The sequence below is a fragment of the Polaromonas sp. genome (assembly GCF_016185115.1).
GTDB lineage: Bacteria > Pseudomonadota > Gammaproteobacteria > Burkholderiales > Burkholderiaceae_C > Polaromonas.
This window is the reverse complement of sequence record NZ_JACPOF010000029.1, coordinates 1-12,631: the sequence shown is the minus strand read 5'-3', so window position 1 is coordinate 12,631 and position 12,631 is coordinate 1. Positions and strand designations below refer to the sequence as shown.

14 protein-coding genes and 1 pseudogene are annotated in these 12,631 nt (G+C 58.9%); 12 read left to right on the top strand and 3 right to left on the bottom strand.

Annotation, left to right across the window (positions count from 1 at the left end):
• Positions 1-5: 5 nt before the first annotated feature.
• The 3 genes from HYX42_RS18905 to HYX42_RS18895 all read left to right on the top strand — a co-directional run bounded on the left by HYX42_RS18905 (position 6) and on the right by HYX42_RS18895 (position 3,415).
• Complete coding sequence (locus HYX42_RS18905) at positions 6-1,004, top strand: tripartite tricarboxylate transporter substrate binding protein (RefSeq protein WP_293406037.1); 999 nt, start codon at positions 6-8, stop codon at positions 1,002-1,004.
• 83 nt (positions 1,005-1,087) lie between these two features.
• Positions 1,088-1,864 (top strand): enoyl-CoA hydratase-related protein, encoded by a 777-nt coding sequence (locus HYX42_RS18900; RefSeq protein ID WP_293406035.1) that lies wholly within the window; start codon positions 1,088-1,090, stop codon positions 1,862-1,864.
• 27 nt (positions 1,865-1,891) lie between these two features.
• Positions 1,892-3,415, top strand: coding sequence for a malonyl-CoA synthase (locus HYX42_RS18895; protein WP_293406033.1), 1,524 nt, complete (start codon positions 1,892-1,894; stop codon positions 3,413-3,415).
• A 17-nt stretch (positions 3,416-3,432) separates the two neighbouring features.
• Here the strand turns inward: HYX42_RS18895 and HYX42_RS18890 are convergent, their stop codons facing one another.
• Positions 3,433-3,855 carry a universal stress protein gene (locus tag HYX42_RS18890; protein ID WP_293406031.1) on the bottom strand — a complete coding sequence of 141 codons (423 nt, stop codon included), beginning with the start codon at positions 3,853-3,855 and terminating at the stop codon, positions 3,433-3,435.
• A gap of 18 nt (positions 3,856-3,873) precedes the next feature.
• Entirely contained in the window at positions 3,874-4,317 is a 444-nt protein-coding gene (locus tag HYX42_RS18885) for a universal stress protein (protein ID WP_293406029.1), read from the bottom strand.
• A gap of 103 nt (positions 4,318-4,420) precedes the next feature.
• Between HYX42_RS18885 and HYX42_RS18880 the strand changes: the two genes are divergently transcribed.
• The 9 genes from HYX42_RS18880 to HYX42_RS18840 all read left to right on the top strand — a co-directional run bounded on the left by HYX42_RS18880 (position 4,421) and on the right by HYX42_RS18840 (position 12,335).
• Positions 4,421-6,736, top strand: coding sequence for a cation-translocating P-type ATPase (locus tag HYX42_RS18880; RefSeq protein WP_293406027.1), 2,316 nt, complete (start codon positions 4,421-4,423; stop codon positions 6,734-6,736).
• A 4-nt stretch (positions 6,737-6,740) separates the two neighbouring features.
• The gene (gene ccoS, locus HYX42_RS18875) at positions 6,741-6,917 is read left to right on the top strand and encodes a cbb3-type cytochrome oxidase assembly protein CcoS (RefSeq protein ID WP_293406024.1); all 177 of its coding nucleotides are present in this window, start codon (positions 6,741-6,743) and stop codon (positions 6,915-6,917) included.
• A 76-nt stretch (positions 6,918-6,993) separates the two neighbouring features.
• Positions 6,994-8,472, top strand: a complete 1,479-nt coding sequence (gene ccoN, locus HYX42_RS18870; RefSeq protein ID WP_293406022.1) for a cytochrome-c oxidase, cbb3-type subunit I — start codon at positions 6,994-6,996, stop codon at positions 8,470-8,472.
• 48 nt (positions 8,473-8,520) lie between these two features.
• Complete coding sequence (gene ccoO, locus HYX42_RS18865; RefSeq protein ID WP_293406020.1) at positions 8,521-9,126, top strand: cytochrome-c oxidase, cbb3-type subunit II; 606 nt, start codon at positions 8,521-8,523, stop codon at positions 9,124-9,126.
• A 15-nt stretch (positions 9,127-9,141) separates the two neighbouring features.
• Positions 9,142-9,279 (top strand): cbb3-type cytochrome c oxidase subunit 3, encoded by a 138-nt coding sequence (locus tag HYX42_RS18860; protein WP_293406018.1) that lies wholly within the window; start codon positions 9,142-9,144, stop codon positions 9,277-9,279.
• A gap of 11 nt (positions 9,280-9,290) precedes the next feature.
• Positions 9,291-10,268: a cytochrome-c oxidase, cbb3-type subunit III gene (gene ccoP / locus HYX42_RS18855; protein WP_293406015.1), complete on the top strand. Its 978-nt coding sequence runs from the start codon at positions 9,291-9,293 to the stop codon at positions 10,266-10,268.
• 18 nt (positions 10,269-10,286) lie between these two features.
• Positions 10,287-11,744 (top strand): cytochrome c oxidase accessory protein CcoG, encoded by a 1,458-nt coding sequence (gene ccoG, locus HYX42_RS18850; protein ID WP_293406798.1) that lies wholly within the window; start codon positions 10,287-10,289, stop codon positions 11,742-11,744.
• 32 nt (positions 11,745-11,776) lie between these two features.
• Positions 11,777-12,070, top strand: coding sequence for a nitrogen fixation protein FixH (locus HYX42_RS18845; protein WP_293406013.1), 294 nt, complete (start codon positions 11,777-11,779; stop codon positions 12,068-12,070).
• The gene (locus HYX42_RS18840; protein ID WP_293406011.1) at positions 12,054-12,335 is read left to right on the top strand and encodes a hypothetical protein; all 282 of its coding nucleotides are present in this window, start codon (positions 12,054-12,056) and stop codon (positions 12,333-12,335) included. The genes HYX42_RS18845 and HYX42_RS18840 overlap by 17 nt, the downstream gene beginning before the upstream one ends.
• Here the strand turns inward: HYX42_RS18840 and HYX42_RS18835 are convergent.
• Positions 12,313-12,492, bottom strand: a pseudogene (locus HYX42_RS18835) (helix-turn-helix domain-containing protein); the annotation flags it as partial. The gene HYX42_RS18840 and the pseudogene HYX42_RS18835 overlap by 23 nt on opposite strands.
• Positions 12,493-12,631: the final 139 nt, after the last annotated feature.

Sequence of the window (12,631 nt, the reverse complement as noted above, 5' to 3'; positions counted from 1 at the left end):
CAAAGATGAATTACACGATGGACATGATGGGTAACCGGCGCGATGTGCTCCGTGCCGGCGCGGCGGGTCTTGCGGTACTTTCAATGGGCAGCCATGCCCAATCCGGCTGGCCGGTCAAACCGGTGACGGTGATCGTGCCTTTTCCCGCCGGCGGCGGCACCGATGCTTTTGCAAGGCCGCTCTCCGGCCAGTTTGCCAAGCTGACGGGCAAGCAGCTCATCATCGACAACCGCGGGGGTGCAGGCGGCACGCTGGGCGCCAGCATTGCGGCCAAGGCGGCACCAGATGGCTACACGCTGTTCATGGGGGCGGTTCACCACACCATTGCGCCGTCGATGTACCCCAAACTTGATTACGACATCGAGAAGGATTTTGTGCCGCTGGCCCTGCTGGCCAATGTGCCCCAGGTGCTGGTGGTCAACCCCCGCAACATGCCATTTGCAGATTTCAAGACTTACATTGAAGCAGTTCGCAAGTCTCCCGGCAGATACAACTATGGCTCGGCCGGTGCAGGCACGTCGCATCACCTGGCTGGCGAGTTGTTCAAGCAGCAGACCCGCACCTTCATCACGCACATCCCTTATCGCGGCGCAGGCCCGGCCCTGCAGGATTTGATCTCGGGAAATGTCGACATGATGTTTGATGGACTTGGCTCGTCTGCCGCGCATATCAAGGGCGGCCGTATCAAGGCGTTGATGGTCTCGGGTACCAAACGTAACCCGGCTTTCCCCGACGTACCATGCGCCGGCGAGCTGGGCCTGCCCGATTACACCGTAACAACCTGGTATGGCATGTGGGCGCCCAAAGGCACGCCGGCCGATGTGCAGGCCCGCATCGTCGAAGACCTGCGCAAGGCCGCCAATACCGACGAACTCAAGGCCATCTGGGCCAGCAACGGTGCTGAATTCGGCAACCTGACGCCCGTCCAGTTCGGTGCTTTTGTCAGCGGTGAAGTCAAACGCTGGACGGCCGTTGTCAAGGCATCGGGCGCCAAACTGGAATAACCGATTTGAAGTTATGCTTTTTCATTCAGGATGCGGGTGCTTCGGGGTTCGCATCTGGAGAATATTGAAAGAAGCATTTTTTAATGACTGGCACCGTTTCCCTGCAGATGACCGGCCCGCTTGCGCGGGTCACACTCTCCCACCCCGGCAAGTTCAACGCCATGTCGCGTGCGATGTGGCGTGAGCTTCGGTCTGCGTTCACTGCCATCCATGAGGATCGCCGGATCCGATGCGCACTCATCAGCGGCGACGGCGGGCATTTTTGTTCCGGCGGCGATATTTCCGAGTATGGGGATTTCCGTTTTGCCGAGCAGTCGCTGAGTGACTTCCATGAAAACGAGGTCTGGGGCGGCTTGCAGGCCATGCTCGATTGTGATGTGCCCATCGTGGCGCAGATCAGCGGCAACTGCATGGGTGCAGGCCTTGAAATTTCCAGTTGCTGCGACATGCGTATCGCTGGTGAGTCCGCCCGCTTCGGCGCGCCGATTGCGAAACTCGGTTTCCCCATGGCGCCGCGTGAGGCTGCACTGGTGCTCAATGCTGTGGGTGAGTTGACGGCGCGTGAATTGTTGCTGTCTGCGGCGGTGCTCGAAGCATCCGAGATGAAGCTGCGGGGTTTTCTCAATTCGGTGGTGGCCGATGCCGCTCTGCCAGCCACTACCGACGCGCTGGTCAGCCGCATGCTTGCGCTCGCGCCGGTTGCCGCGCGGCTGAACAAGCAGACTTTTCGCGCCTTGCGCACACATCCCCAAGGCCTGAATGACCTTGCTCTGAATGCCTACGCCTATGCAGACTCGCCCGAACACAGGGAAGGGGTTGCCGCCTTCACTGAAAAGCGTCCTGCGCGTTTTGCCGCCTGAATTGACCATCTTTTGACTACCTGAACCATGAAAAACAATAACCTGTTCGCTGCCCTGCGTGCCGCCTTTCCCTCTGACCTTGATGCTGTCGCCATTGAAACCGGTGACGGGCTGAACTATTCATGGCGCGACCTGGACCGCTCGACGGCCATGATTGCCAACCTGCTGGTATCGCTCAAATTGCCGGCGGGTTCGCGGGTTGCGGTACAGGTCGAAAAATCCGTCGAGGCGGTGATGCTCTACCTGGCAACCTTGAGGGCCGGGTATGTTTTCCTGCCGCTCAATACCGCCTACCAGAGCGCGGAGATCGAGTATTTCATTGGCAATGCCGAGCCGGCAGTGGTGGTGTGCTCCAAAAAGAACTTCGGCTGGGTCAGCAAGATCGCCTTCAAGGCGGGTACGCACAATGTGTTCACGCTGGACGATGACCGCACCGGCTCGCTGCTTGAGCGTGCGGCGCACTGCAGCGATAAACACGAGATGGCGTTTGTCAAAAGCGCCGATGACATGGCGGCCATTCTTTACACCAGTGGTACCACGGGGCGCAGCAAGGGCGCCATGCTCTCGCATGGCAACCTGCTGAGCAATGCGCTGGTGCTCAAGGATTACTGGGGCTGGAAGCCCGGTGACGTGCTGATCCATGCGCTGCCGATTTTTCATGTGCATGGCCTGTTTGTGGCGCTGCACGGCGCGTTGATCAACGGCAGCAAGATGATCTGGCTATCGAAATTCGACCCAAGGCTGATCGTCAAAAAACTGCCGGAAGCGACGGTCTTCATGGGTGTGCCTACGCTGTATGTCCGGCTGCTGGCCGAACCGGGTCTGGACAAGCAGGCCTGCCGCAACATGCGTTTGTTCGTCGCCGGTTCTGCACCACTATTGATTGAGACTTTTAACGAATGGAAAGACCGTACCGGTCACACCATTCTGGAGCGGTATGGCATGTCCGAGACGGCCATGCTGACCTCAAACCCCTACCAGGGCGGCGAGCGACGCGGCGGTACTGTGGGCTTTGCCTTGCCCGGTGTCAGCCTGCGCGTTCAGGGTGATGATGGCCAGACCATGCCCACAGGCGAAATTGGCGGCATCCAGGTGAAGGGGCCGAATGTTTTCAAGGGCTACTGGCGCATGCCCGAAAAAACAAAAGAGGAGTTCACGGAAGACGGTTACTTCAAAACCGGCGATGTCGGGAAAATTGACGAGCGAGGCTACATCACCATTGTGGGCCGCAGCAAGGACCTCATCATCAGCGGTGGCTATAACGTCTACCCGGCAGAGATCGAGGGTTACATCAACGACATGCCGGGCGTGGCCGAGAGTGCACTGGTGGGTGTGCCGCACCCGGACTTTGGCGAGGTGGGTGTGGCCGTGGTGACTTCAAAGCCAGGCGCTGCGGTTGATCCGGGTCAGATTGTGGCAAGCCTCAAGTCAAAGCTCGCCAATTTCAAGATACCCAAACAGTGCTTTGTGGTTGACGAGCTGCCGCGAAACACCATGGGCAAGGTTCAGAAAAACCTGCTCAGGGAGCAGCACAAGAACCTTTTTGCCTGAATCACTTCACCCGCAGATCACTTCACCAGTAACACGGGGACGCCCGCATCGCTGAGGACGCGTTGCGACACGCTGCCGAGCAGGGCCCGGCCTACGACCCCGTGACCATGTGTGCCCATGACGATCATGTGCACTTTTTCTTTTTCAGCGGTCTGCACGATTTTCGCTGCGGCAGGGCCGACTGCCCAGCTGCATTTGTAGCGAATTTTGTGGCGCTGCAGGAATGTCCCGATAGGATCAAGCACGGCCATCGCCTCGTCTTTTTGCCATTGATAGACCATGCCGGCGCCAGCCATGGCGCGTACCCGGGGCGATACGGCAGGCTGGATGTTCAGCACGATGAGTTCTGCATCAGGGTTTGCCAGCGTCTCATGCGTGACCAAAAAAGCTAATGCCTTTTTCGTATACCGGCTACCGTCAGCTGCGAACAGTATCTTCATGGACTACCTTGCGGATTGTCAGCGCAGGACCAGCACCGGAACGGTGCTGTGTGTCAAAACATGCTGGGTTTCGCTGCCCATCAAAAGCCTTTTGACGCCTTTTCTGCCGTGTGAGGCCATCACGATCAGGTCGCATTTGTGTTTTTTGGCCGCTGAAATGATGGATTCCGCGACCAGGTCAGACATCTTTGTGATGGCCCTTGCCTTGACGCCTTTGGCTTCAGCCGTCGCCTTGACTGCCTGCACCACGGCGTTTGCTGCGTCTGCCCACTGTTTTTCGGTGGCGGCAACCTGACTGCTGGAAATGGCAGACCCACCCTCGAAATAACTTACCGGGTAGCGCGCGACCACCTTCAGGACTGTGATTTCTGCGCCCGTCAGCGCCGCCAGCGAGATACCTTCAGAAACAGCTTTTTTTGACAATGTGGATCCGTCGGTGGCTATAAGAATGCTTTTGTACACGGGGTCTCCTTTATTGATGATGGTTCGACCATAGTCGGAGCTCAGGGCGTCTGATTTGATGTAGGTCAATATGTACGCACGTGCCCGGGCTTACCGTTGCAGCATGCAAGTTGCCGCCTCCCTGCCTGACTCCCACAGATACCTGCCGGCGGACCCACACAAGGCGGATGCCACGCTGCTGGTATTTGATGACCCGCACGAGTGGGACCTGTTCAGTCGCCGCTGCGAAGGTTCGCCGTCCGGTTCAACCGAGACATGGGAGTCGCAGGTCACGGTGCGCGGCATGCACTGTGCTGCCTGTTCGCTCACGCTTGAGCAATCGCTTCTCGGTATTCGGGGTGTGAGGGCCGCGCGCGTCAGTGCCGCGAGCAGGCGTGCAAGCGTCACCTGGTGCCCTGCAGATACCCGCCCATCGGAGTGGATGGCTGTACCGCGTGCTCTGGGCTATGAACTCTCGCCGGCTTCAGATGCGTTTTCGCGCGACGTTGAGCGGCAGGAAGCCCGCCTTATGCTCTGGCGGTGGCTGGTCGCAGGGTTTTGCATGATGCAGGTCATGATGTACGCCGCACCTGGTTATTTTTCGGCGCCGGGGGATATCACCCCTGATATCGAGAAGCTGCTGCGCTGGGCCTCATGGCTGCTGAGCCTGCCTGTGGTGTTGTTCTCGTGCAGGCCATTCTTCGTCACGGCGCTGCGTGACCTCAGGCATCGAAGCATCAGCATGGACCTTCCGGTGGCTCTCGGAATCGCCGTGACCTTCGCCGTCAGCACTGCGGCAACATTTGAACCCAGGGGCTGGTGGGGCCATGAGGTTTATTTCGATTCGCTGACCATGTTTGTGTTCTTCCTGCTCAGCGGACGCTGGCTGGAGCAGCGCCTGCGTGCTCGCACGGCCGGTTCGCTGGACTTGCTGTCGCGGCGGCTGCCAGACAGCATTGAGCGACTCGGCCTGGATGGCCAGTTTGAACGGGTTGCTGCCAGGCGCCTGCGGCGTGGCGATGTGATCCGAGTATTGCCTGGCGAGGCTTTCCCGGCCGACGGCACCATAGTCGCGGGTGAGACCTTCGTTGATGAAGCCATGCTTACAGGCGAGTCGACAGCTGTGCCCAGGGCAGAGGGTGCCGACGTCATGGCGGGCAGTTACAACCTTTCGGCAGCAGTCCAGGTCCGCGTCTTCAGCTTGGGCAGCGCCACGCTGTATGCCCAGATTGTGGCGCTGATGGCTCGCGCTGCTGTGGATAAGCCCCGGCTGGCCATGCTTGCTGACAGGGTCGCGCGTCCGTTTCTGTGGTTCGTATTGCTTGCGTCCGCTGGCGCTGCCGTCTTTTGGTGGAACACCGACCCGGCGCGGGCATTGATGGCTGCGGTGGCTGTACTGATAGTGACATGCCCATGTGCGCTTTCGCTTGCGACGCCGGCTGCGATGCTCACGTCTGCTGGGCTGCTGGCCCGTAACGGGGTGCTGGTCCGTCGCATGCAAGCACTGGAAGTGCTTGCTGACATCGATACGGTGATATTTGACAAGACGGGTACCTTGACGGAGGCAGGGATGGGTTTGCGGGACACCCGCACGCGTAGCTGCATCAGCGCGCATGAAGCTTTGCAGCTTGCCGCCGGCTTGGCCCGCTACTCCCTGCATCCGCTGTCTCGTGCACTGGTCCAGGCCGCAGGGGAGGGTACCGCACAACCGGCTTTGATGGATGTGCAGGAGCATGCAGGGAAGGGGCTTGAATGCCGCGCCGCCCCCTGTGCTGGGAGGGGTGAGCGACTCCGTATGGGCTCGGCCGGGTTTTGCGGCGTCGAGGACTCGCCGGGCCACGGCCCCCAGGTCTATCTTTCTGACGAATATGGCTGGCTTGCGCGGTTTGACTTTGGTGAAGCGCCAAGGGACGACGCGGCGCAGGCAGTCAGCGCCCTGCGTGCCAGGGGAATTGAGGTCTACCTGCTTTCAGGTGACCAGCCGGATGCCGTATTGCGTATGGGCAAACAGCTGGATATTCATCATTTGCAGGGCGGCTGTACTCCCGGCGCCAAACTGGCCTACATGCAGGCGTTGCAGCAGCAAGGCCGAAAAGTGCTGATGGTGGGCGACGGAATGAATGATGGGCCGGTACTTGCCGGTGCCCATGCCTCGATTGCCATGGGTTTGTCAGTACCACTTGCGCAGGCGCAGTCTGACTTTGTGGTACCTGGCGGGCAATTGGGGATGCTCCCCGCGATCCTGGGGCACGCGCGATCCACCATGCGGGTTGTGCGTCAAAACCTCTGGTGGGCTGCTGCCTATAACGCAGTATGCGTGCCCCTGGCCGTCGGCGGGTTGCTGCCGGCGTGGCTGGCGGGGCTGGGCATGGCCTTGAGCTCGCTCCTGGTCGTTGGCAACGCTGCGCGTCTGGCGAAGTTCAAACCCGGAAGCAACTGAATTTATGGATATCCTGTTCCTGCTCATTCCAGTCTCCGTTTTGCTGGGGCTCGGTGTTCTGGGTGTGCTGGCGTGGGCCGTGTGGTCGGGACAGTTTGAGGAGCTTGAGAGCGAAGGCGCCCGTATCCTGGCAAGTGACCCGGCGGAACCACCGTTACCCCGGGGTGACCGAGAAGCTTGATCCACATCAATACAGGTTCTGCCCCTGGGCGGCACACTGCTTCAGTCAGTTTGGACAATAAAGCAAAGGGCTTTTGATGAGCGCAGTAATTTCTACAACCTCAACGAGGTCATGGTCCGCGAACTGGTCAGCTTCAAGCGCCGGTTTCTATAACGACCGGGTGGTACGTCAGTTCTCGGTCATGGCTGTGGTGTGGGGGGTTGTCAGCATGCTGGTCGGCGTCTTCATTGCCGCACAGATGACCTGGCCCGAACTTAACTTCGGCATTGCCTGGCTGTCTTTCGGCCGTTTGCGTCCGCTGCACACCAATGCTGCCATTTTTGCCTTCGGCGGTTGCGCATTGTTTGCGACGAGTTATTACGTGGTGCAGCGCACCTGCCAGGTGCGCGTTATCTCGGACAAGCTGGCTGCATTTCACTTCTGGGGCTGGCAGGCTGTGATTGTGGCGGCCGCGATTTCGCTGCCCATGGGTTACACGCGCGGCAAGGAATACGCCGAACTCGAATGGCCCATTGCCATCCTGATCACGTTGACCTGGGTGGCCTATGCTGTGGTGTTCTTCGGAACCATCGGCATCCGCAAGGTGCGGCACATTTACGTCGCCAACTGGTTCTATGGTGCGTTCATCATTGCGGTCGCATTGCTGCACGTCGTGAACGCCGCAGTGGTGCCCGCAGGCTGGATGAAGTCCTACTCGGCTTACGCCGGTGTGCAGGATGCCATGGTGCAGTGGTGGTATGGCCATAACGCCGTCGGTTTCTTTCTGACAGCGGGTTTTCTTGGCATTGTTTATTACTTCATTCCCAAGCAGGCGGAGCGGCCGGTTTACTCCTACCGTCTGTCCATCGTGCATTTCTGGGCCCTGATCTTCACCTACATGTGGGCCGGTCCCCATCACCTGCATTACACTGCCCTGCCGGACTGGACGCAGTCCCTGGGCATGGTGTTCTCCCTGATCCTTCTTGCGCCCAGCTGGGGCGGCATGATCAATGGCGTGATGACGTTGTCGGGTGCGTGGCACAAGCTGCGCGACGACCCGATCCTGCGTTTCATGATTGTTGCGCTGTCGTTTTACGGTATTGCAACCTTTGAGGGGCCGATGCTCTCCATCAAGACCGTGAACGCACTGTCGCACTACACCGACTGGAATATTGCGCATGTGCACGGCGGCACGCTGGGTTGGGTGGGCTTCATCTCGATGGGTGCCCTGTATTACCTGGTGCCGCGCATGTTCGGGCAAACAAAAATGCACAGCATCAAGGCGATTGAGGCGCACTTCTGGGTCGCCACCATAGGCATCGTGCTTTACATCGCTGCGATGTGGATTGCCGGTGTGATGCAGGGCCTGATGTGGCGCGCCATCAACCCCGATGGTTCGCTCACCTACACCTTTGTGGAGAGCGTCAAGGCGACCCTCCCGTTTTACATGGTGCGATTCTTCGGCGGGGTTCTCTACCTCACGGGCATGCTGATCATGGCCTGGAACGTGACCAAGACTGCCATGGCCGGCAAGCCATCGGAAAGCCGCATCCCGGCCGTTGCCGGTCACGCATAAATCATGACGCTGCAAGCTGTACCAAATCAGGCCTGAAAGAACTCCCGAATGTCCTTCTCACATGAAAAAGTAGAAACCACCAACTGGCTGATGATCGTCCTGATACTGCTGGTACTGGCGGTTGGCGGGCTGGTGGAGATCGTCCCGCTGTTTTTCCAGAAATCAACCACGCTTCCCGTCAAGGGTATGGTGCCGGATTCCCCGCTCAGGATTGCGGGGCGCGACATCTATGTGCGTGAAGGTTGCTACAACTGCCATTCGCAGATGATTCGCCCGCTGGTCGCAGAGACGCTGCGTTATGGCCACTATTCAGTAGCGGGTGAGTTTGTCTACGACCACCCCTTTCAGTGGGGCAGCAAGCGCACAGGGCCGGACCTGCACCGTGTGGGTGGCAAATACAGCGATGACTGGCAGCGCCTGCACCTCATAAGCCCGCGGGACCTCGTGCCTGAGTCGATCATGCCGGCTTATCCGTGGCTGGAAAAAACTCCCGCCGATGCAGGCTCGATCCAGCAACACATGAAAGCCTTGAGGGCGGTAGGTGTTCCCTACACCGACGCGCAAATCGCCAGTGCGCCTGGCGAATTGCAGGGAAAAACCGAAATGGATGCGCTGGTAGCGTACCTGCAGGGCCTCGGCCTTGCACTTAAATGAGAAGGATTCAAGCGTATGGATATCAATGTTTTACGCAGCCTGGTGACTGTTGCCGCGTTTGTGGTTTTCATCGGAATCCTGGTCTGGGCCTACCAGCCTTCCAGAAAAGTGCAGTTTGATGATGCGGCGCAGTTGCCCTTCCGGTCTGAATAGGGGTTGCCGACATGAGTGACTTTACAAACGGGTTCTGGCCTTGGTATGTGGCTGCCATCAGCGTGGTTTCCATCCTGGCCTGCGCTGTTCTTTTGTGGCTGGCGGGCAGGGTAACCGTCAACACACCGGCGGGGCAGGCCAATGACAACACCACCGGCCACGTCTGGGACGAAGACTTGCGCGAGTTCAACAACCCGCTGCCGCGATGGTGGATGTGGCTGTTTGTCATCACAGTGGTTTTTTCACTGGCTTACCTGGTTATCTTTCCCGGGCTTGGCAGTTACAAAGGGCTGCTGCAATGGTCCACGGACCGTGAACACAGCGAGGATGTCGGTAACCTGAGCAAACAGGTGGCGCCGCTTTATGCCGAATTTGCCGCTCAGCCTGTGGAGGCGCTGGCGAAGGATTCACGCGCCCTGGCAATAGGCGAGCGGGTATTCATGAACAACTGTGCCCAGTGCCATGGTTCAGATGCGCGGGGGAGCAAGTCTTATCCCAACCTGACCAACAGCAATGCGGGCTGGCTTGGGGAGAGAACGGCGGCCCACATTGTGCAGACGGTGACTAATGGGCGTACCGGCATGATGCCGCCCATGGCCGCTGCTGTGGGTGGTGAGCAGGAACTCAGCGAGCTCGCGAACTATGTGCTTTCACTTTCTGGCAGCCCCTACAACGACATCAAGGCTTTTAGAGGCAAGGCAAAGTTCACCGCCTGCGCGGCCTGCCATGGGATAGACGGCAAGGGCAACAAGGCGCTGGGTGCACCCAACCTCACCGATGACTACTGGCTGCATGGCTGGGGAGAGGCGGCCATTGTAAACATGATCAAGACCGGAAAAACCAATGCGATGCCAGCCCAGTCGCCCAAACTGACACCAGACCAGATACACGTGGTGGCTGCTTATGTGCTCAGTCTGTCTGGCAGCAGCTTTCCCGTGGCGGTGACCACGCCCGGCGCGGCTGCGGCACCTGCGGTTACCAAACCGTAGGGCCGCAAAGGCGTGACTTTGCCAACCAAGCATCCAGAGAACCCGGAAGGCCGGAAAGTTATTCCGATTGCCGTGGCGGACGACTCATCGACGGTCGTCTCCCTGTACAGATCGGAACGCAGCATTTACGCCCGCCATGTTTCCGGCTGGTTCAACCAGTGGCGATGGGCCATGGTTTGGGCCACGCAACTGGTGTTTTACGGGATTCCCTGGCTGTCGCTCAACGACCGCCAGGCAATGTTGTTTGACCTCGGCGCGCGGCGTTTTTATATCTTTAACCTCGTGCTTTACCCGCAGGACCTGATTTACCTGACGGGGCTCCTGGTCATTTGCGCGCTGTCGCTGTTTCTGTTCACCGCCGTCGCGGGGCGGCTGTGGTGTGGCTACGCCTGCCCGCAAACCGTCTACACCGAGATATTCATGTGGATTGAACGCAAGATTGAAGGTGACCGCGTGGCGCGTATGCGGCTGGATCAGGGGCCGCTCAACGCCGGCAAGCTGGCACGCAAAAGTGCAAAACACGCGGCGTGGATTGCCGTCGGCCTGTGGACCGGGTTTACGTTCGTGGGCTACTTCACGCCGATCAGGGAACTGGCCACGGCGGTGCTTCATTTTTCGCTGGGTCCGTGGGAGTGGTTCTGGGTGCTGTTTTATGGTTTTGCGACCTATGGCAATGCGGGCTTCATGCGTGAGCAGGTCTGCAAATACATGTGTCCCTACGCCCGTTTCCAGAGTGCGATGTTTGATCGCGACACGCTGATCGTGACCTACGATGAAGCGCGGGGCGAGGCGCGGGGGTCGCGCCCCAGGAGCGAGACGCCAGCCCAATATCACGCTAAAGGGCTGGGCGACTGTATCGATTGCGGCTTGTGTGTGCAGGTCTGCCCGACGGGCATTGACATCCGCGAGGGTCTTCAATACGAATGCATCAGTTGTTCGGCCTGCATAGACGCCTGTGACGGCGTGATGGACAAAATGCATTACCCGCGCGGCCTGATCCGGAACAGTACACAGAACGGCATTACCCAGAAGCTTACGCGATCTGCCATGTTCCGCAGGGTGCTGCGCCCCCGTGTGCTGATTTATACGGCGGTGCTGGGAGCCGTCAGCATCGCCATGCTGGCGAGCCTGTTGCTACGCGCGTCTTTCAAGGTGGATGTAGTGCGCGACCGGGGCTCGATCGCCCGCATGGTGGGGCAGGGTGAAATAGAGAACGTGTACCGGCTGCAAATCATGAACGCAACCGAGCATGGCCAGCAGTATTCGATTCGTGTGGCGGGAATTGAAGGCGCGCAGATTGTTTCTGATGCAACAGCGACTGTTGATGCCGCAGAATCCCGCTGGGTGCCGGTTCGCGTTCGCACCCCGCCCGGCGTTCTGACGCCCGGTTCCCACCCGATCCAGTTCCTTGTGTCCAAGCAAGGGGTTTCGCCGGAACAGTTGACCGAAAAATCAGTGTTCCTTGTGCCCCGGTAGGCTCCCCGTATAACCCGCTCCAAGGAGACCGCATGAATTACTCTGCAAGTCGTGATGGTGATCACCCTGTCTTAGTCGCCCAGCGACCCTGGTGGAAGGAACCGTATGTCTGGATGGTGATTGCGGGACCGGTTTCAGCCGTGCTGGCGTGTATTGTGACTGCCGCCTACATCCTGCAAGGCCCCGATGCCGTGGTGCCTGAAAGCCATTATCCCGAAGGTCTTGCGATAAGCCGGGAGGTCAAAACTGCCCAACCACCCATGCAACCCGCGCAGCAGGGTCGCAATCACAGCGCCACGGGAGGTCAACTTGTACAAAAACCATGAGTTGAATGCCGTTGATAAACGAACGGGGCAGGTGGCACTGACCGTCTGGGTCGGGTTTCTCGCGGCCTGTCTTCTGGAGGGCCTGGTGTTTTCGCTGGTTGATCCGGGCGAAGTTCATTGGCCAGGGCGGATGCCGCAACCCACGCGGCTGGGCATTTACACCATGGCTTTTTTCTGTTTCTGGCTCATCGGGATGGCGGCGGCAGGAGCAGCTTTGTGGCTCTCTGCATCACCCGGGGATGTCAATGACACTGTTGCGGATTGACGATGCGTCTGAGTGCATCCGCATCCAGGATATGGATGTTGCGCTGCTTGACCTCGATCATGCCGTCTTCGGCGAATTTTGAAAACGTACGGCTAACCGTTTCCAGCTTCATGCCGAGGTAACTCCCGATTTCTTCGCGCGTCATGCGCAGGATCAGTGGACTTGACCCGTTTCAATAGACACCTGATAAGGTCGAAATTGAAAAGGAGAAAAAGTCATGAAGAGAGTCAGCTACACAGCCGAATTCAAGGCTGAGGCAGTCAAACAAGTCATTGAACGGGGTCACGGCGTGGTGG

What these genes read in the sequence shown, in the direction of transcription:
- HYX42_RS18905 (WP_293406037.1), top strand. Translation starts at nt 6, where the DNA reads ATGAATTACACGATGGACATGATGGGTAACCGGCGCGATGTGCTCCGT.
- HYX42_RS18900 (WP_293406035.1), top strand. Translation starts at nt 1,088, where the DNA reads ATGACTGGCACCGTTTCCCTGCAGATGACCGGCCCGCTTGCGCGGGTC.
- HYX42_RS18895 (WP_293406033.1), top strand. Translation starts at nt 1,892, where the DNA reads ATGAAAAACAATAACCTGTTCGCTGCCCTGCGTGCCGCCTTTCCCTCT.
- HYX42_RS18890 (WP_293406031.1), bottom strand. Translation starts at nt 3,855, where the DNA reads ATGAAGATACTGTTCGCAGCTGACGGTAGCCGGTATACGAAAAAGGCA.
- HYX42_RS18880 (WP_293406027.1), top strand. Translation starts at nt 4,421, where the DNA reads ATGCAAGTTGCCGCCTCCCTGCCTGACTCCCACAGATACCTGCCGGCG.
- ccoS (WP_293406024.1), top strand. Translation starts at nt 6,741, where the DNA reads ATGGATATCCTGTTCCTGCTCATTCCAGTCTCCGTTTTGCTGGGGCTC.
- ccoN (WP_293406022.1), top strand. Translation starts at nt 6,994, where the DNA reads ATGAGCGCAGTAATTTCTACAACCTCAACGAGGTCATGGTCCGCGAAC.
- ccoO (WP_293406020.1), top strand. Translation starts at nt 8,521, where the DNA reads ATGTCCTTCTCACATGAAAAAGTAGAAACCACCAACTGGCTGATGATC.
- HYX42_RS18860 (WP_293406018.1), top strand. Translation starts at nt 9,142, where the DNA reads ATGGATATCAATGTTTTACGCAGCCTGGTGACTGTTGCCGCGTTTGTG.
- ccoP (WP_293406015.1), top strand. Translation starts at nt 9,291, where the DNA reads ATGAGTGACTTTACAAACGGGTTCTGGCCTTGGTATGTGGCTGCCATC.
- HYX42_RS18845 (WP_293406013.1), top strand. Translation starts at nt 11,777, where the DNA reads ATGAATTACTCTGCAAGTCGTGATGGTGATCACCCTGTCTTAGTCGCC.